The sequence below is a fragment of the Nonomuraea salmonea genome (assembly GCF_042428605.1).
Classification (GTDB): domain Bacteria; phylum Actinomycetota; class Actinomycetes; order Streptosporangiales; family Streptosporangiaceae; genus Nonomuraea; species Nonomuraea salmonea.
Genome location: NZ_JBHMCF010000008.1, coordinates 141,018 through 156,242, shown reverse-complemented (window position 1 = coordinate 156,242; position 15,225 = coordinate 141,018). Strand labels below are relative to the sequence as shown.

Genomic DNA, 15,225 nt, shown 5'->3' with positions numbered 1-15,225 from the left:
CCGGTTCTCACCGCGCCGCCTCGACCCCAGCCGGCCCGCCCCGTGCCGACCCGTGCCGGTTCGCGCGCGGCTGCCGGGGTGTTCGGGCCTGTGGAAAACCGGGTGAGGTTCGGCGGGCGCTGGGGCAAAGTTGACGGCGTGATGACGGATTTCGTACCTGGTATCGAATTGTCGCGTTCCTTCTATGGTGAGGTCGTGGCTCCGCTGGTGTCGGGCGTGCCGCACGCGGCGGCGTTGATCGGGCCAGGGTCTGAGGTGCTGGCGTTCGACACGGCCCGCTCCGCCGACCACGACTGGGGCCCCAGGGTGCTGGTGTTCGTGGCGGCGGGCCGGGTGGCGGAGGTGGAGGAGCGGGTGGTGGCCGGGCTGCCGGAGCGGTTTCGCGGCTTTCCCACCGTGTTCGGCTACCACGGGCAGGTGCGGCCCGGGGTGACGGTGACGGAGCTGGGGCGGTGGCTGGTGGAGCGGCTCGGGTTCGACCCGCGTTCGGGGGTGGGGCTGCTGGACTGGCTGTCGTCGCCGTGGCAGAGCCTGGCCGAGGTGACGGGCGGGGAGGTGTTCCACGACGGGCTGGCCGAGCCGGGCCTTGAGGCGGTCAGGCAGGCGCTGCGCTGGTATCCGGCGGATGTGTGGCGGTATGTGCTGGCCTGTCAGTGGCGGCGCATCGCGCAGGAGGAGCCGTTCCCCGGCCGGTGCGGCGAGGTGGGCGACGAGCTCGGCTCGGCCGTGGTGGGGGCGCGGCTGGCGCGGGAGGTGATGCGGCTGGCGCTGCTGCTGCGCCGGCGCTATCCCCCGTACGCGAAATGGCTGGGCAGCGCGCTGGCCCGGCTGCCCGGCTCGGCGGAGCTGGGCGAGTCGCTGGGGGCGGCGCTGGCGGCGCGGTCGTGGCGCGAGCGTGAGGACGGGCTGGCCGCCGCGTACGGGCGGCTGGCGGCGCTGCAGAACCGCGTCGCTCTGGCCGAACGGCTGGACGAGCGGGTACGCGGCTTCCACGACCGGCCGTTCCGGGTGATCGGCGGCGACCGGTTCGCCGAAGCGCTGATGGCGGCGGTGTCGGACCCGGCGGTGCGGGGGCTGCCGGTCGCCGGGTGCGTGGATCAGGTGGTGGACGCGGTGGACGTGCTGACCCGGCCGGACCGCGCCCGCGCGGTGACGGCCGCGGCGCTCGGCCTGACCACCTGACCACCTGACCCGCGACCGGCCCCGGCACCCGGCACCCGCACCCGGACCTCCGTGACCGGCCCCCCGTAACCAGCAGGGGTCAGAACTGGGTGACGGTCATGGTGTACCAGGTGGGCAGGAACGTCAGCAGGACCACCGCGGCGAGTACCGCGATCGCGCCGAGCAGGCGCGGCCTGGTCAGGCTCGCGGGGGCGACGGGCCGCGACCGCCACCGGCCGGCCGCCACGACGGCGGTGGGGGCGCCGAGCAGGAGGTTGGCGGGCACCAGCGCGAGCTCGCCGCGCACGATGTGGAAGACGGCGGCGAGGATCATGGTCAGGGTCAGGCCGGCGGCGGCCAGCGGGGTCAGCGCGGGCGCGACCCTGGTCATCGCGGGCAGCAGCAGGCCGATCCCGCCGAGCACCTCGGCGGCGCCGATGAAGACGATCAGCGGCTGGGGGACGGCGGCGTACCAGGCGACGGCGTCGGGCGCGGCCGCGTACAGGGCGGCGTCCCACATGAGCACCTTGCCGAAGCCGCTGCCGGCGAAGAAGAAGCCGAACACCGCCTGCAACGCCCACAGGACGCCGTTGAAGGTGACCTTCACCCCTCCCTTGCGGGGCTTGGCGCGCTCGGCGCGCGGTGAGCCGGTGACGTGCACAGTCATATCGGGTACCACTTTCCGTTTCACGAGGGGATGCGTCCGCGCAGCGGACGGGCCAAGCCTGGCGCGGGCCGGTGCGGGCGGCAACGCCAGGTCCGATAATGTGCGTTAACCTCTCGCTTAACGATGAAAGAGCGCGCGTGGAGCTGCGGGACATCGAGATCTTCCTGACGCTGGCCGAGGAGCTGCACTTCGGCCGTACCGCCGAGCGGTTGCACGTGACGCCGGCCCGCGTCAGCCAGGCGGTCAAGAAGCAGGAGCGGCGCATCGGGGCCGCGTTGTTCGAGCGCAGCAGCCGGGCGGTGGCGCTGACGCCGATCGGCCGCCAGCTGTTCGCCGACCTCGCGCCCGCCTACCGGGGGCTGCATGAGGGGATGGAGCGGGCGATCCGGGCGGCGGGCGGCAAGAGCGGGGTGCTGCGGCTGGGCATGCTGTCGAGCAACGTGCAGGACTTCCGGCCGCTGCTGGACGCCTTCCACGCCCGGCATCCCGCGTGCGAGGCGCGCATCCGGTACGTCGGGTTCGGTGATCCTTTCGGGCCGCTGCGCGAGGGCGAGGTGGACGTGCAGATCGCGTGGCTGCCGGTCAGGGAGGCGGACCTGACGGTGGGGCCGGTGGTGCGGGTCGAGCCGGTCGTGCTCGCGGTCGGGGCCGGTCACCGGCTGGCTGGGCGGGAGGCGGTCTCGTACGAGGATCTGGCCGAGGAGGTCGTGATCGGCGGGGCCAGGCCCGACTACTGGCGTCAGGCCCTCGTGCCGGCCTGCACTCCGAGCGGGCGGCCGATCCGCATCGGGCCGGTCGTGACCGCCGAGAGCGAGCTGCTGCCGATCCTGTCCAACGGTGAGGCGGTCGCGCTGGTGCACTCCCACGCCGCCCGCTACCACGCCCGGCCCGACATCGCCTACGTGCCGGTGCGGGACGCGCCGCCGGCGCGGTGGGCGCTGCTGTGGCGCACGGCGGCGGAGACCGACCTGATCCGCTCCTTCGCCCGCGCCGCCCGGAGTCTCGCCACGTAGAGGGGGTGCCTAGCGGGGTGTCTACCGGGCGGGCTGGATGCGCAGGCCGTCGAGGGTGAGGTCGAGCAGGCGTTCGGCCTGGGCGCGCTGGTCGGCGCGGGGGCAGGTGTGGGCGATGCCGGTCAGCGCGGCGGTGAGGTCGGCGGAGGTGATGTCGCCGCGGATCGCGCCGGCCGCCGCGCAGGCCTCCATGAGGGTGGTGACGGCGGCCTGGATCATGGCGCGGCTGTTGCCGTAGGGGTTGTCGCCGGTGGCGGCGATGGCCTGCAGGGCGTCGGCCATGCCGTGTTTGGTGGTGACGTAGTCGAGGAACAGGCGGGTCCAGGCGCGCAGCGCGGCCAGGGGCGGGTGGGCGTCGAGCAGGCCGGGCACGGCGTCGCACAGCTGGGCGACCTCGTTGCGGTAGACCGCCTCGATGAGGGCCTGGCGGGTGGGGAAGTTGCGGTAGAGGGTGGCGGTGCCGACGCCGGCCTCCCTGGCGATGCGTTCGAGGTGGGCGTCCAGGCCCTCGCCGGCGAAGACGCGTGCCGCCGCCTGGATGACCTTGTCGCGGTTGCGGCGCGCGTCGGCGCGCAACGGGCGTGCTGCGTCGTCGCTCATCGCAGTGCCCGGCTCCTCTCCGTTTGCTGAACGGAGGCGCGCCCACTTATGGTCGAGCTAAGTGGTGGCGCCTCCACTTCTTCATCGTAGGTCATCCGCGGCCTGCGCACACCCATCGGGGAAGGACAGCCGATCATGACAGGAATCGCCGGGAAGGTCGTCGCGATCACCGGAGCCAGCAGCGGGATCGGCGAGGCCACGGCCATGTACCTGGCCGAAAGGGGCGCCAGGCTCGTGCTCGGCGCCCGCAGGAAGGAGCGGCTGCAGGCGGTGGCCGAACGCATCACCGCGGCCGGCGGCACGGCCACCGCGGCCGTGGTCGACGTGACCCGCCGCGCCGACCTGCGCACGCTCACCGGCACCGCGCTCGACCTGCACGGCCGGCTCGACGTGCTGGTCTCCAACGCCGGCACCATGGCCGTCTCGCCGTTCGACGAGCTGCGCCAGGACGACTGGGACGCCATGGTCGCCACCCACGTCACCGGCCTGCTCAACGGCATCGGCGCCGCCCTGCCCGTCTTCCGCCGCCAGCGGGCCGGCCAGTTCGTCAACGTCGCCTCCACCGCCGCCTACGTCATCAAACCGCCCCAGGGCGTCTACGCCGCCACCAAGACGGCGGTGAAGGTGCTGACCGAGGCGCTGCGCCAGGAGGCGGGACCGCACCTGCGCGTCACCCTCGTCTCCCCGGGCTTCACCGACACCGAGGGCGTCGGCAAGGGCGGCAGCCCGCAGGTGGCGGCGGCGTTGGCGCGCCGGAGCGAGGAGATCGCCATGCCGCCCTCGGCGGTGGCGGCGGCGATCGGGTTCGCGATCGAGCAGCCCGACGGGATCGACGTCGGCGAGGTGGTGATCCGGTCCACCGCCCAGGACTGACCCGGAGTCAGGGCAGGGGGCCCAGGTCGCGGACGATGCCGGCCAGGGCGCGGACGGCCTCGCTCTCGGCCTCGCTCTCGCTCTCGCTCTCGGCCTCGGCCTCGGTGCGCCACACCAGCGCGTACGGCAGCGGCTCCAGATCCGTCACCGGCAGGTAGGCGATGTCAGGACGCGCCCACTACCGGCTGACATGGGCGGGGAAGAGCACGACGAGCCCGTCCATGCCGGCCGGCGTCATGGCCTCCTCGGCGTCGCGCACCACGGGGCCGCGCCCGATCAGCGGCCCCGCCTGGTCGGCCGCGGAGCGTAGTGGTCGTACCAGTAGCCGGGCCCGGTGCCGGCGTGCGGATGCCGGAAGTCCGACAGCCCGCCACCCCGGGTGACGCGGGCGGGCGACAGGCACCGCCGGGCGGCGGTCCGGCCGAAGTGCAGCTCGTCGGCCAGGTCGGGAAGATCTCGATGTCCCGCAGTTCCACGCCTGACCTGCTCCGTTTACTCCTGCTGAAGGTGATCTTCCGGGTTTCGCCGTTGTTCCAGGGGTTCACCGTACTTGATGCTTGATTCCGAACGAACGGGGTGAACACGGACACGACGGCGGCGCGCCCGCTCTACCGCGCCCGCCCGTTCGATGAACGACGTGTGGATCACCCTCCGCCCGGCCATCGGCTGATGGCCGGGCCCGAAGAAAGGCCCTCATTGATCGAGCGACCCGCCCGGGACGAGCATGCCGACGTCGTCATCGTGGGAGCCGGCCCGACCGGTCTCATGCTGGCCGCCGAGCTGCGCCTGGCCGGCGTGCGGCCCCTGGTGCTGGAACGCCGGCCGCGGTCCCGCGACGTCCCCAAGGCCGGCGGCCTGGGCGGCCAGATCCTGCACCTGCTGCACTTCCGGGGCCTGCTGGAACGCTTTCAGGCCGCCTGCACGGGCCCGATGCCCGCGCCCCGGTTCCCGTTCGGCGGCGTGCACCTGGACTTCACCGGCGTGCAGGACCCGCCCATGCACGCCCTGCCGCTGCCCCAGCAGGTGCTGGAGCGGCTGCTCGCCGAACGCGCCGAGGAGCTCGGCGTCGCCGTGCGGCGCGGGCACGAGGTGAGCGCGCTCACCCAGGACGAGAGCGCGGCGCGGGCCGAGGTGCTCGGACCTGACGGCCCCTACCGGGTGAGCGCCCGCTACGTGGTGGGCTGCGACGGGGCGCGCAGCCGCGTCCGCGAGCAGGCCGGCATCGCGTTCCCCGGCACCACCTATCCCGAGGTCAACCGGCTGGCCCAGGTCACCCTCGCCGACGAGGTCACCGTGCTCGGAAACGGCGACTTGGAGGTGCCGGGCTCCGGCGTCGTGCGCGCCGGGTTCACCCGCACCGAGCACGGCCTGTTCGGCTGCGGCTCCGCGCCCGGCAGCCGGTCGGTCTCCCTCTACACGGCCGAGGACGAGAACGCCGACTACGACGACGACTCCCCGATGACCCTGACCGAGCTGCAGGACAGCGTCCACCGTGTGCTCGGCGCCCGCCTGCCGATCGCCGGATCGACGCGGCTGTCGCGCTTCACCTTCTCGGCCCGCCAGGCCGAGCACTACCGGCAGGGACGGATCCTGGTGGCCGGCGACGCGGCCCACCTGTTCCCCGCCACCGGGGTCGCGCTCAACGCGGGCCTGCTGGACGCGGTCAACCTGGCCTGGAAACTGGCCGCCCACCTGCACGGCACCGCACCCGATGGCCTGCTGGACACCTACCACGCCGAGCGCCGCCAGGCCGCCGCCCGCACCCTGCTGCACACCCGCGCCCAGGTCGCCCTGCGCCGCGGCCACGACCAGGCCGCCGAAGCGCTGCGCGAGCTGTTCACCGAACTGCTCGCCGACGAGCCGGCGCTGCGCCGCCTGGGCGCCCTCGTCGCCGGCGGCGACATCCGCCACCCCATGCCCGGCACCGGCCACCACCCCCTGGCCGGCGCCTTCGCGCCCGACCTCACCCTGCACACCGGCCAGGGCGTCACCAGCGTGGCCGCCCTCATGCACGCCGCCCGGCCCGTCCTGCTCGATCTGGCCGGCCGCCCCGAACTCCACGAGATCGCCCGCGCCATCGCCGGCGACGTCGTGGACGTCCACGAGGCCAAGGCCGCCGACCGCGACGTGGACGCGCTGCTCATCCGCCCGGACGGGCACGTCGCCTGGGCCGCCGCCCTGGACGAGCCCGCGGGCATCGCCACGCCGGCGCTGCGCGCGGCCCTGGCCGCCTGGTTCGCGGCGCCAGGAGCAGCAGGCTCACCGAACCCACCGTCGACTGCCACGACCCGGAACGGCTCGCCGCCTGCGGGTGCGCCGCTCGGGGATTCGAGGTGATCGACCGGCACGCCGGCACGGTCGAGATCGGCTCCTGGGAGCCGCGCTTCGATGAACCGCGCGTGCACCCGGCGGCCGCCGGCCAGGAACCGGAACGGCGGCCTCATCATGACGACTTCATGACGACTTCATGACTACTCCAGAACAACTTCAGGACAAGGAGACGACAGACATGGCGAACGGCTTCTCCGAGCAGGGGCTGCTCAGGCTGAGGGACGTGCTGGCACGGCACGTCGACTCCGGGCGGATCCCCGGCCTGGTCGCCCTGGCCAGCCGCGGCGGCCAGACCCACGTCGAGGCGCTGGGCACCATGCAGCACGACGGCGGCGCGCCGATGCGGCGCGACACGATCTTCCGGATGGCCTCCACCTCCAAGCCGGTCACGATCGCCGCCGCGATGGTGCTGCTGGACGAGTGCCGGCTGCGCCTGGACGACGTGGTCGACCCGTGGCTGCCCGAGCTGGCGGACCGCAAGGTGCTGAGGAGCATCGGCGCCGACCTGGACGACACCGTGCCGGCGCGGCGCCCGATCACCGTACGGGACGTGCTCACCTCCACCTTCGGCCTCGGCATGGACATGACCGCGCTGGGCACCCCGATCCTCAACGCGATCTTCGAGCGGGGCCTGACCCCGAACCTGCCGGTCGAGGTCCCCGAGCAGGACGAGTGGATGCGCCGCCTCGGAGAGCTGCCGCTCATGCACCAGCCCGGCGCGCAGTGGCAGTACCAGATCAGCAGCGACCTCGTCGGCGTGCTCGTCTCCCGTGTGAGCGGCCAGACGTTCGGCGACTTCCTGCACGAGCGCGTCTTCGAGCCGCTCGGCATGCACGACACCGCCTTCCATGTGCCCGCCGACCAGCTGGACCGGCTGCCCACCCTTTACGCCCCCGACCCCGCCACGGGCGAGTTCCTCGCCTGGGACGAGCCCAAGAACGGCCGCTGGAGCAGCCCTCCGGCGTTCCAGGGCGGCGGAGGCGGCCTGGTCTCCACCGCCGACGACTACCACGCCTACTTCCGCATGCTGCTCAACGGCGGCGTCCACGAAGGCCGGCGCATCCTGTCGCGGCCCGCCGTCGAGCTGATGACCACCAACCAGCTCACCCCCGAGCAGAACGCCGCCCGCACCGCCCTCGCCCGCGACAGCGTGCACATCTCCTTCGGCCAGGGCCAGCAGGGCGGCTGGGGCATGGGCATGGCGGTGCGCACCTACCGCGGCGACTACGCGCCGATCGGCCAGTTCGGCTGGGACGGCGGCAGCGGCACCTCCGCCTACGCCGACCCCGCCAACGGCCTCACCGGCATCCTGCTCTGCCAGCTCGGCTACACGGTGCCCAGCCCGGCCCATCTGATGAGCGACTTCTGGACCACCCTCTACCAGGCCGTCGACGACTGACACGGCGCCGGCTACCCGGCGTCGGGATGCAGTGCGGGGGCGTGCCGTCGGTAGGCGGCGGGCGGGAGGCCGTACTGGCGTTTGAAGGCGTGGGTGAAGGTGTACTGCGAGCTGTAGCCGACCTGGCGGGCGATGACGTGGACGGGCGCGTCGCCGCCGCGCAGCAGCCGGGCGGCGGTCGCCATGCGCCACCACGTCAGGTACGCCAGCGGCGGCCGCCCGGCCAGGGCGGTGAAGCGGCGGGCGAACGCGGCCCGCGACAGGCTCGCCCGCGCCCCCAGCTCCTCGACCGTCCACGGATGGGCCGGGTCGTCGTGCACGGCCCGCAGGGCGGCGGCCACGGCGGGATCGTGCAGGGCCGCCGCCCACCCGGAAGGTGAGTGGCCGCCGGCGTGTCGGTCCTCGAACCAGGCGCGCAGGATGTAGAGCAGCAGCAGGTCGAGCAGGGTGAGCAGGACGGCCTGCGAACCCGGCCTGTCGTCGTCGTCCAGCTCTGCGCCGAGCAGCTCGAGCGCGGCGCGCAGCTGCCCGTGCCGGCCCACCCGGGCCGGCAGGTGGACGACGTCGGGCAGGTCGTCCAGGAGCGGGTGCGCGGCCGACCCGTCGAGCAGGTACGCCCCGCACAGCATCTCCACCGCCGGCGACCCGTCGCAGCCGGCCAGGGTGTGCGCCGATCCGCGCGGCAGGAACGCCACGTCGCCCGGCCCCAGTGTCACCGGCTCGCCCTGCGCCGGGGTCAGCCGGCACGTCCCCTCCAGCACGACGTGGAACCCGGCGGCCGGGACCGCCGCGAAGTGCTCGCAGAACGGGGCGGACCTGGCCACCCGCCGTGAATGGGGCCGCCCGGTGCGGGCCGCGTTCACCACATCAGACAGTACGTCCACACCCCCAGCTTAGAGACGATGGCGCAAATGGGGGCGCGGCTGGGTTATTCCAGCGTCTCGTGGTGGAGCCGTAGCGTGGTTGCGCGGATCACCGAGGAGGAGACGTACATGAAGATCGCTGTCTATGGCGCGAGCGGCTACCAGGGCGGGCTCGTGCTCGCCGAGCTGGCACGGCGCGGCGTCGAGCCCGTCGCGGCCGGGCGGGACGCCGCCCGCCTGGAGAAGGCCGGCGCGCCCTGGCGCGTCGCCGCGGCAGGCGACCACGAAGGACTGGTGAGCGCGTTCGCCGGCTGCGACGCCGTCGTCAACTGCGCGGGCCCGTTCACCGTCACGGGCGCGGCCGTGGTGCGCGCCGCGATCGCCGCGGGCTGCCACTATGTCGACACCTCCGGCGAGCAACTGCACGTCAAGCAGGTCTTCGACACTTTCGCGACGCAGGCGCGCGAGGCCGGGGTGAGCGTGCTGCCCGCCGCCACCGACGGATGCGTCCCGGTGGACCTGCTGGCCCGCCTGCTGGCCGACCGTCTCGGGCCGCTCGCCGGCATCGTCACCGTGCACGCCGTCACCGGCGGCGGCATGTCGCGCGGGTCGCTGCGGTCGGTGGCCGAGACGATCGACGCCATCAGGGCGGGCGGCCTGATCTACTCCGGCGGCGACTGGCGCCCCGGCGGGGCCGCCCGCGGCGAGGTCCGGCTGCCCGGGCGAGCGGAGACGACGGCGGTGGCGGCGTTCCCGGTGCCGGAGGTGGTGACCATACCCCGGCACGTTCCCGTCCGGTACGTGGCGGGGATGACCGAGGCGGCGCTGGGGGAGCGGCTGAACAGCCCGCTCACCCCCGAGATGATCGACAGTCTGCCGGACGGGCCCGGCGCGGCGATCCGCCGCGCCCAGCGCTTCACCTATGTGCTGGACGCCACGGGTGCGGACGGGCGGCGGGCCCGCGGCGTCGTGCGGGGGAGCGACACCTACGGCACGACGGCGGTGATCGCCGTGGAGAGCGCCCGCCGGCTCGCGGCCGGCGACGCGGGGGCGGGGGTGCTGGCGCCCGGCCAGGCTCTGCCGCCGGAGGGGTTCCTGGACTTTCTCGGCGCGTACGGGGTGCGGTGGTCGATCGAGCCCTCGCACATATCCGACCTGTCCGATATTTCATGATCTACGTTGTAAAGGCGCCGGGTCGGTTCGCACATCCTGAAAAGCCTCGAAACCCCCTCAAGCGAGGAGGGAGGCCGCGAGGTCTTCGACGCGGACGCGCCAGGCGTCCACCGTGGACGCATCCCCGGCGTGGGTGATGACCAGGCGCGCGCCGTGACCGGTGCCCTCGCCGAACTCCCAGCGCACCGGCCCGCTCGCCGTCTCGTACTCCAGCAGCTTGCCCGCCTCGGCCCGCGTCACCGGACCGGCCGGGACGGCGGGGACGGTGAACGGCGCGGGCGGCGGCGCGCCGACGGTGGCGGCGGGCCCGTCGAGCAGCCGCCAGACGTCGTCGGCGGGGCGGGTGAGCTGGCGCTCGGCGCGGACACCGCCGTCGTCGGTGACGGCGGCGGGTTGCAGGCCGAGGATGGCGACGAAGTCCTCGTGCAGGCGGGCGGTGTCGCCGGGCGGTAGGGGCGGGCGTCCGTCGAGGTGGGCGTGCAGTTCGGTCAGGCAGGTGTGCCAGCCGGCGGCGAAGCTGGCCGAGCCGTGGTGGTCGGTGAAGGTGTGGGTGAAGGTGAGCAGGGTGCCGTCGCCGTCGGGGGTGAGCTCCCAGCGCAGGTGGTCGTCGCCCCAGGTGTGGGCGAACAGGCGGGGCGGGTCGTTGTCGGTGATGCGGCCGTCGGGGCCGAAGCCGTAGCCGATGCGGTCGCCGTCGATGGTGACCTCGGCGGGGAACCAGGCCGACATGTGCTCGGGGCGGGTGACGGCGCTCCACACCTTCTCCGGCGGGTGGGGCAGGCGGCGCTGCAGGCGCAGGGTGGTGCGGCCGTCGGGGTGCAGGGTGAGGGTCTCGTTCACTTGTTCGGCTCCTCCAGGGTGTCGCTTCCGGTGTCGAGTGCGGGGTCGGGTGCGGGGTCGGGCATGGTGTCGAGGTGGTCTTCGAGCCGGTCGAGGGTGTCGTTCCACAGCCGCCGGTAGGGGGTGAGCCAGGCGTCGATCTCGGCGAGGGGACGGGGGTTGAGCTCGTACCAGCGGCGCTGGGCGTCCTTGCGGACGGCGACGAGGCCGGCGCGGCGCAGCGCCGCCAGGTGCTTGCTGGTGGCGGGCTGGGTGAGGCCGAGCTGCCGGGTGAGCTCGCCGACCTGGTGGGGGCGTTGCAGGAGGAGGTCGAGGATACGCCGGCGGGTGGGTTCAGCCACGACGTCGAAGGGCATGCCCGCGAACATACCCCATCAGTTATATGCCTGCAAGAGCATATTCAGATGGCGCGCCGGGCGTTGGCGTGGATCGCGGTACGGAAGTAGGCCGCGAGCCCCGGGGCGAGGGCGTCGTAGACGGCGGTGAAGCGCGGGTCTTCGACGTAGAGGTCGCCCAGGCAGCGGTGCAGGTCGTGGTCGCAGGTGTAGAACCAGCGGTTGATGTGGGCGCGGTGGCGTTCGGCCAGGTCCATGACGTCGGGGTGGTCGGCGGGCACGCCCGAGGTGCGGGCGGCGGCCAGGTCGTCGTTGAGGGCGGCGGCCTCCTTGCCGAGCTGCAGCCAGTCCTCCTTGGTGTAGGCGGCGATGCGCTCCTGACTCTCGGCGTACTGCGGCGTGCCGCCCCAGCGGCGTTCGACCTCGGCGTCGTGGTCCTCCGGCCGGAAGGAGCCGAACACCTCCAGGCGTTCCTCTGCGGTCAGGGAGATGCCGGTGGTGCGGGCGTTGATGGCGCGCTCGACGGCGGCGATGACCTGGCCGATGCGCCGGGCCTTGCGGGTGAGCAGCTCGTGCTGGCGGCGCAGGTGGGTGAGGTGGTCGGTGCTGGGCCGCTCCAGGATGGCGGCGATCTCGTCGAGGGGGAAGCCGAGCTCGCGGTAGAGCAGGATCTGCTGCAGCCGGGTGATGTCGTCGTCGGTGTAGCGGCGGTAGCCGGCGGGGGTGCGCTCGCGCGGGGTGAGCAGGCCGATCTCGTCGTAGTGGTGCAGGGTGCGTACGGTGATGCCGGCCAGCCGGGCGACCTGTCCCACGGAGAAGCTCATGTCCTCCACGATGCCGCGTGGGACGGGGTGGTGGTCAAACCGGGTCATGCTGGTGGGCGTGGATGAGGAGTTGCTGCCGATCGGGCGCTTCGCCCGGCTGGCCCGGCTGAGCGTGAAGCAGTTGCGGCGCTACGACGAGCTGGGGTTGCTGCGGCCGGCGCATGTGGACGAGGCGACGGGTTACCGCTACTACCGGGCCGCGCAGGCGCGTCAGGCGCTGTCGATCGGGTTGCTGCGCTCGCTGGACGTGCCGCTGGCGGTGGTGGGGGAGGTGCTGGCGGGTTCGGCGGGCGCGCTTGAGGGGGTGCGCAGGACGCTGGAGGAGGAGCTGGCGCGGCGCCGCAGGACGCTGGGCGTGCTGGAGCGGGTGATGGCCGAGGGTCTGCCCGAGACGGCGGTGCGGGTGGTGGAGGAGGAGCCGCTGCGGGTGCTGCTGGTACGCGAGCGCGCGGCGGGCATGGAGGACGTGGGGCGGGCGACGTCGGCGGCGGTGGCGCGGCTGCTGGCCGGTCCCGCGATGGCGGGGCCGGTGCGGCTGGTCGGGCTGTTCCCGCTGGACGTGGCCGAGGCGATGGAGGTGGCGGTCGGCCTGGCCGTTGACGAGTCCCAGGGCGGGGCGGTGGTGTTGCCGGGCGGGCGCTTCGCGTGTGCGACGCACGTGGGGGCCTACGAGCAGATGTCGCTGACCGTGCACGGGCTGCTGGCGTGGTGCGCCGAGCGGGGGCAGGCGGTGCGGGGGCCGGTGCGTGAGGTGTACGTGTCGGATCCGGCGGTGACGGCGCCCGGGGAGCTGGTGACGGAGGTGCTGGTGCGGCTGGACGACCCCGCGAGGGAATAAATGCCCGTATGGGTACGTATGGGCGATTTTAGGGCAGGCTGAGGAGTGGCGGGGAACCGCTCCCCGACCAGCGGGAAGAAGATGCGAGGACGGCGATCATGGATCATCATCGGTCGCCTCGCGCGCCGGCCCAGGCCGCGTACCTGGTGGCCCCGCAGCAACAGGCGGGACCCGCCGAGACGGGGTGCCGGTTGACGCGGGGCGGCTCCACCGGCGCGGGCGGTTCACTGTCGGCCGTATGGACGCTGCCCGCCCTGCCGGCGTCGGTGCCCCAGGCTCGCCACCTGCTGCGCGCCGCGCTCACCGGCTGGGGGGTAGCGGCCAGCGCCGAGGCCGAACTGCTGGCCGACGAGCTGGTGACCAACGCCGTACGGCACGGCCGCGGCCCCGTACGGCTGCAGATCAGGCTGCGCGTCTCCGGCGAGCGGCTGCTGCTGCGCTGCGAGGTGGGCGACCGCGGGCACGGCATGCCGCAGCTGCGGCCCGCCGGCATCGAGGACGAAGGCGGCCGCGGCCTGGCCCTGGTGGCCGGGCTGGCCCGCGCGTGGGGGTGCGCCCGCACGCGCAGCGGCAAGGTCGTCTGGTTCGACGTGCCCGTGGAGGCCTGCTGACACCGGTACGGCGGCGCGTCAAGAACGGGCCGCCGAACCACCATGACATGGTCAAATCTTCGCCCGCCCGGCCCCCGGGCCCGCCCCCGGCCGCCCCACGGGACTTAGCCTGGGGGCGACGGCCAGGAGAACGGCCTCCTGCGACCCCACAAGACACCATGACAGCGGTGACGACTCACACCTTCCGCGACCGCCCAGGCGGCGCGCCCGCGCGGGTGACCGATCCCGCCGGGCCCCGGCACGAGGCCGCCGGGCCCCGGCGCCCGCCCGGCACGCCCGTATCACCTCCTGCGGCAAGGCCCGCCATGCCCGCCACGCCCGCCGCGACAACCGCGCCCGCACCCAGGCCGGTGGCACCCTCTGCGCCGGCCCCCTGGCGGTCGAGCCCCGCCGCGCAGACCGCGCCCACATACCGGCCGGTCGCACCCTCCATGTCGCTGCAGCCTTCACCTGATGCAGGGCCGACGGCCGCCGGTCCGGCCCGACGAATCATCCCGCCTGCCAGGCGCCCCGCCGTGGGCGGCGCCGACGCGGGCGCCGATCGACTGGAGTTACGCCGCATGCCCATCACCCGAGCACCGGCCGGCCCCGCCCGCAGGGCGCGTCGCCGGCCCGCCGCCCAGGTACGCGCCGACGCCCGGCGCCCGGCCGGCCGGCGTACACCACCCGACCTCGCCCCGGCACGGCCGAGGCCACGACGCGCCGCCCACCGCCCACCGGCCTTATTAGCGCGCCCCGGCGGCCCGGACGAAGCCGCACGCTCAGCAGCCGCACGCTCAGGCTCAGGAGCCGTCGCCACGGCCCCGGCGCCGGCGCCCCGCGACCCCGCACGCCGCCCCGGCACAGAACCCATCACCACCCGCCCCGCCCCGGGACGAACCGAGCACGGCCACCACGCGGCCCCGGTCCTCGACGGCCGCTTATTACCCGGCCGAACCGCTCCGCGATCACGGACCGGTATTTGTATCCCGGGGGTATAGAGTGGACGGCATGGTACGACCTCCGCTGACCCCCGAAGATCGGCTGCGCGGCGAGCAACTCGGACAGGTGCTGCGCCAGGCACGCGGTGACCGCAGCATCGTCGAGGTCGCCGCCGCCGCGGGCATGTCCGCCGAGACGCTGCGGAAGATCGAGACGGGCCGCATCGCCACCCCCGCGTTCTTCACGATCGCGGCGCTGGCCGACGTGCTCGACATCTCCCTCGACCGGCTCGCCACCCGCTCCACGCCCGCGCCCACCGGCTAGCCCGGTTCCCGCCTGACGGCGGCACTCCACTCCCATGATCCCGCTTCCCGGTGGTACCGTGGAGCGGTACTCGGTGTCACCGAGTAGTGGAGAGCGGGGTGACGTGGACAACCTCACGGAGATGCTGAAGGGCACGCTCGAAGGCTGCGTGCTGGAGATCATCGGCACCGAGGAGACCTACGGCTACGCCATCACGCGCCGGCTGAACGACCTCGGCTTCACCGACGTCGTCGAGGGCACCGTCTACACCATCCTGCTGCGGCTGGAGAAGAACGGCCTGGTCCAGGTCACCAAACGGCCCTCAGGGGTGGGGCCGCCGCGCAAGTTCTACGCGCTCAACGACGCCGGCCGCCGCGAGCTGGCCACGTTCTGGGCGAAGTGGGAGTACATCACCGCACGCCTCGACAAGCTCAGGCAGGGCCGCGGATGAGCTTCCGGCAGAGCGTCACCGG

19 protein-coding genes are annotated in these 15,225 nt (G+C 73.8%); 12 read left to right on the top strand and 7 right to left on the bottom strand.

Going from position 1 to position 15,225, the window contains the following annotated elements; all coding sequences use genetic code 11:
• The first annotated feature begins 195 nt into the window (after positions 1-195).
• Positions 196-1,182 (top strand): DUF4037 domain-containing protein, encoded by a 987-nt coding sequence (locus ACFFR3_RS08200; RefSeq protein ID WP_364373056.1) that lies wholly within the window; start codon positions 196-198, stop codon positions 1,180-1,182.
• 79 nt (positions 1,183-1,261) lie between these two features.
• On the opposite strand, the gene ACFFR3_RS08195 is transcribed toward ACFFR3_RS08200, so the two are convergent.
• Positions 1,262-1,828, bottom strand: a complete 567-nt coding sequence (locus tag ACFFR3_RS08195) for a DoxX family protein (RefSeq protein ID WP_379482863.1) — start codon at positions 1,826-1,828, stop codon at positions 1,262-1,264.
• Between the two features lie 137 nt (positions 1,829-1,965).
• Here ACFFR3_RS08195 and ACFFR3_RS08190 point away from each other — a divergent pair, with 137 nt between their 5' ends.
• Positions 1,966-2,841 (top strand): LysR family transcriptional regulator, encoded by an 876-nt coding sequence (locus tag ACFFR3_RS08190; protein ID WP_364373050.1) that lies wholly within the window; start codon positions 1,966-1,968, stop codon positions 2,839-2,841.
• Positions 2,842-2,862: 21 nt separating this feature from the next.
• Here the strand turns inward: ACFFR3_RS08190 and ACFFR3_RS08185 are convergent, their stop codons facing one another.
• Positions 2,863-3,441, bottom strand: a complete 579-nt coding sequence (locus tag ACFFR3_RS08185; RefSeq protein ID WP_379482862.1) for a TetR/AcrR family transcriptional regulator — start codon at positions 3,439-3,441, stop codon at positions 2,863-2,865.
• Positions 3,442-3,576: 135 nt separating this feature from the next.
• On the opposite strand from ACFFR3_RS08185, the gene ACFFR3_RS08180 reads away from it, so the two are divergent.
• On the top strand, positions 3,577-4,314 hold the full coding sequence (locus ACFFR3_RS08180) for an SDR family oxidoreductase (protein ID WP_345407337.1): 738 nt from the start codon (positions 3,577-3,579) through the stop codon (positions 4,312-4,314).
• Between the two features lie 7 nt (positions 4,315-4,321).
• Here ACFFR3_RS08180 and ACFFR3_RS08175 read toward each other — a convergent pair whose 3' ends face one another.
• Positions 4,322-4,462, bottom strand: a complete 141-nt coding sequence (locus tag ACFFR3_RS08175; protein ID WP_345407334.1) for a hypothetical protein — start codon at positions 4,460-4,462, stop codon at positions 4,322-4,324.
• 194 nt (positions 4,463-4,656) lie between these two features.
• On the opposite strand from ACFFR3_RS08175, the gene ACFFR3_RS08170 reads away from it, so the two are divergent.
• The 4 genes from ACFFR3_RS08170 to ACFFR3_RS08155 all read left to right on the top strand — a co-directional run bounded on the left by ACFFR3_RS08170 (position 4,657) and on the right by ACFFR3_RS08155 (position 8,044).
• On the top strand, positions 4,657-4,875 hold the full coding sequence (locus ACFFR3_RS08170) for a hypothetical protein (RefSeq protein ID WP_345407332.1): 219 nt from the start codon (positions 4,657-4,659) through the stop codon (positions 4,873-4,875).
• 135 nt (positions 4,876-5,010) lie between these two features.
• Positions 5,011-6,651 (top strand): FAD-dependent monooxygenase, encoded by a 1,641-nt coding sequence (locus tag ACFFR3_RS08165; RefSeq protein ID WP_379482861.1) that lies wholly within the window; start codon positions 5,011-5,013, stop codon positions 6,649-6,651.
• Positions 6,648-6,785, top strand: a complete 138-nt coding sequence (locus ACFFR3_RS08160) for a hypothetical protein (RefSeq protein WP_345407329.1) — start codon at positions 6,648-6,650, stop codon at positions 6,783-6,785. The genes ACFFR3_RS08165 and ACFFR3_RS08160 overlap by 4 nt, the downstream gene beginning before the upstream one ends.
• Positions 6,782-8,044: a serine hydrolase domain-containing protein gene (locus ACFFR3_RS08155; RefSeq protein ID WP_379482860.1), complete on the top strand. Its 1,263-nt coding sequence runs from the start codon at positions 6,782-6,784 to the stop codon at positions 8,042-8,044. The genes ACFFR3_RS08160 and ACFFR3_RS08155 overlap by 4 nt, the downstream gene beginning before the upstream one ends.
• Positions 8,045-8,055: 11 nt before the next feature.
• Here the strand turns inward: ACFFR3_RS08155 and ACFFR3_RS08150 are convergent, their stop codons facing one another.
• Positions 8,056-8,928 (bottom strand): AraC family transcriptional regulator, encoded by an 873-nt coding sequence (locus ACFFR3_RS08150; RefSeq protein WP_379482859.1) that lies wholly within the window; start codon positions 8,926-8,928, stop codon positions 8,056-8,058.
• A 108-nt stretch (positions 8,929-9,036) separates the two neighbouring features.
• Here ACFFR3_RS08150 and ACFFR3_RS08145 point away from each other — a divergent pair, with 108 nt between their 5' ends.
• Positions 9,037-10,080, top strand: coding sequence for a saccharopine dehydrogenase NADP-binding domain-containing protein (locus ACFFR3_RS08145; protein ID WP_379482858.1), 1,044 nt, complete (start codon positions 9,037-9,039; stop codon positions 10,078-10,080).
• Between the two features lie 57 nt (positions 10,081-10,137).
• Here ACFFR3_RS08145 and ACFFR3_RS08140 read toward each other — a convergent pair whose 3' ends face one another.
• From ACFFR3_RS08140 to ACFFR3_RS08130, 3 genes are read right to left on the bottom strand one after another with little or no spacing between them, the layout of a single operon-like run.
• The gene (locus tag ACFFR3_RS08140; protein WP_345407317.1) at positions 10,138-10,920 is read right to left on the bottom strand and encodes an SRPBCC domain-containing protein; all 783 of its coding nucleotides are present in this window, start codon (positions 10,918-10,920) and stop codon (positions 10,138-10,140) included.
• Positions 10,917-11,276 (bottom strand): ArsR/SmtB family transcription factor, encoded by a 360-nt coding sequence (locus ACFFR3_RS08135; protein ID WP_364373028.1) that lies wholly within the window; start codon positions 11,274-11,276, stop codon positions 10,917-10,919. The genes ACFFR3_RS08140 and ACFFR3_RS08135 overlap by 4 nt, the downstream gene beginning before the upstream one ends.
• A 44-nt stretch (positions 11,277-11,320) precedes the next feature.
• Positions 11,321-12,127: a MerR family transcriptional regulator gene (locus ACFFR3_RS08130; RefSeq protein WP_345407314.1), complete on the bottom strand. Its 807-nt coding sequence runs from the start codon at positions 12,125-12,127 to the stop codon at positions 11,321-11,323.
• A 10-nt stretch (positions 12,128-12,137) separates the two neighbouring features.
• On the opposite strand from ACFFR3_RS08130, the gene ACFFR3_RS08125 reads away from it, so the two are divergent.
• The 4 genes from ACFFR3_RS08125 to ACFFR3_RS08110 all read left to right on the top strand — a co-directional run bounded on the left by ACFFR3_RS08125 (position 12,138) and on the right by ACFFR3_RS08110 (position 15,203).
• Positions 12,138-12,917 carry a MerR family transcriptional regulator gene (locus tag ACFFR3_RS08125; RefSeq protein ID WP_364373022.1) on the top strand — a complete coding sequence of 260 codons (780 nt, stop codon included), beginning with the start codon at positions 12,138-12,140 and terminating at the stop codon, positions 12,915-12,917.
• A 98-nt stretch (positions 12,918-13,015) separates the two neighbouring features.
• Positions 13,016-13,528, top strand: a complete 513-nt coding sequence (locus tag ACFFR3_RS08120; RefSeq protein WP_364373019.1) for an ATP-binding protein — start codon at positions 13,016-13,018, stop codon at positions 13,526-13,528.
• Between the two features lie 990 nt (positions 13,529-14,518).
• Positions 14,519-14,773 (top strand): helix-turn-helix domain-containing protein, encoded by a 255-nt coding sequence (locus ACFFR3_RS08115; protein ID WP_364373016.1) that lies wholly within the window; start codon positions 14,519-14,521, stop codon positions 14,771-14,773.
• A 103-nt stretch (positions 14,774-14,876) separates the two neighbouring features.
• The gene (locus ACFFR3_RS08110; protein ID WP_345407299.1) at positions 14,877-15,203 is read left to right on the top strand and encodes a PadR family transcriptional regulator; all 327 of its coding nucleotides are present in this window, start codon (positions 14,877-14,879) and stop codon (positions 15,201-15,203) included.
• The last annotated feature ends 22 nt before the right edge of the window (positions 15,204-15,225 follow it).

Coding starts and splice junctions, on each gene's coding strand:
- ACFFR3_RS08185 (WP_379482862.1), bottom strand. CDS start 3,441: ATGAGCGACGACGCAGCACGCCCGTTGCGCGCCGACGCGCGCCGCAAC.
- ACFFR3_RS08145 (WP_379482858.1), top strand. CDS start 9,037: ATGAAGATCGCTGTCTATGGCGCGAGCGGCTACCAGGGCGGGCTCGTG.
- ACFFR3_RS08130 (WP_345407314.1), bottom strand. CDS start 12,127: ATGACCCGGTTTGACCACCACCCCGTCCCACGCGGCATCGTGGAGGAC.
- ACFFR3_RS08195 (WP_379482863.1), bottom strand. CDS start 1,828: ATGACTGTGCACGTCACCGGCTCACCGCGCGCCGAGCGCGCCAAGCCC.
- ACFFR3_RS08180 (WP_345407337.1), top strand. CDS start 3,577: ATGACAGGAATCGCCGGGAAGGTCGTCGCGATCACCGGAGCCAGCAGC.
- ACFFR3_RS08120 (WP_364373019.1), top strand. CDS start 13,016: ATGGATCATCATCGGTCGCCTCGCGCGCCGGCCCAGGCCGCGTACCTG.
- ACFFR3_RS08155 (WP_379482860.1), top strand. CDS start 6,782: ATGACTACTCCAGAACAACTTCAGGACAAGGAGACGACAGACATGGCG.
- ACFFR3_RS08115 (WP_364373016.1), top strand. CDS start 14,519: ATGGTACGACCTCCGCTGACCCCCGAAGATCGGCTGCGCGGCGAGCAA.
- ACFFR3_RS08135 (WP_364373028.1), bottom strand. CDS start 11,276: ATGCCCTTCGACGTCGTGGCTGAACCCACCCGCCGGCGTATCCTCGAC.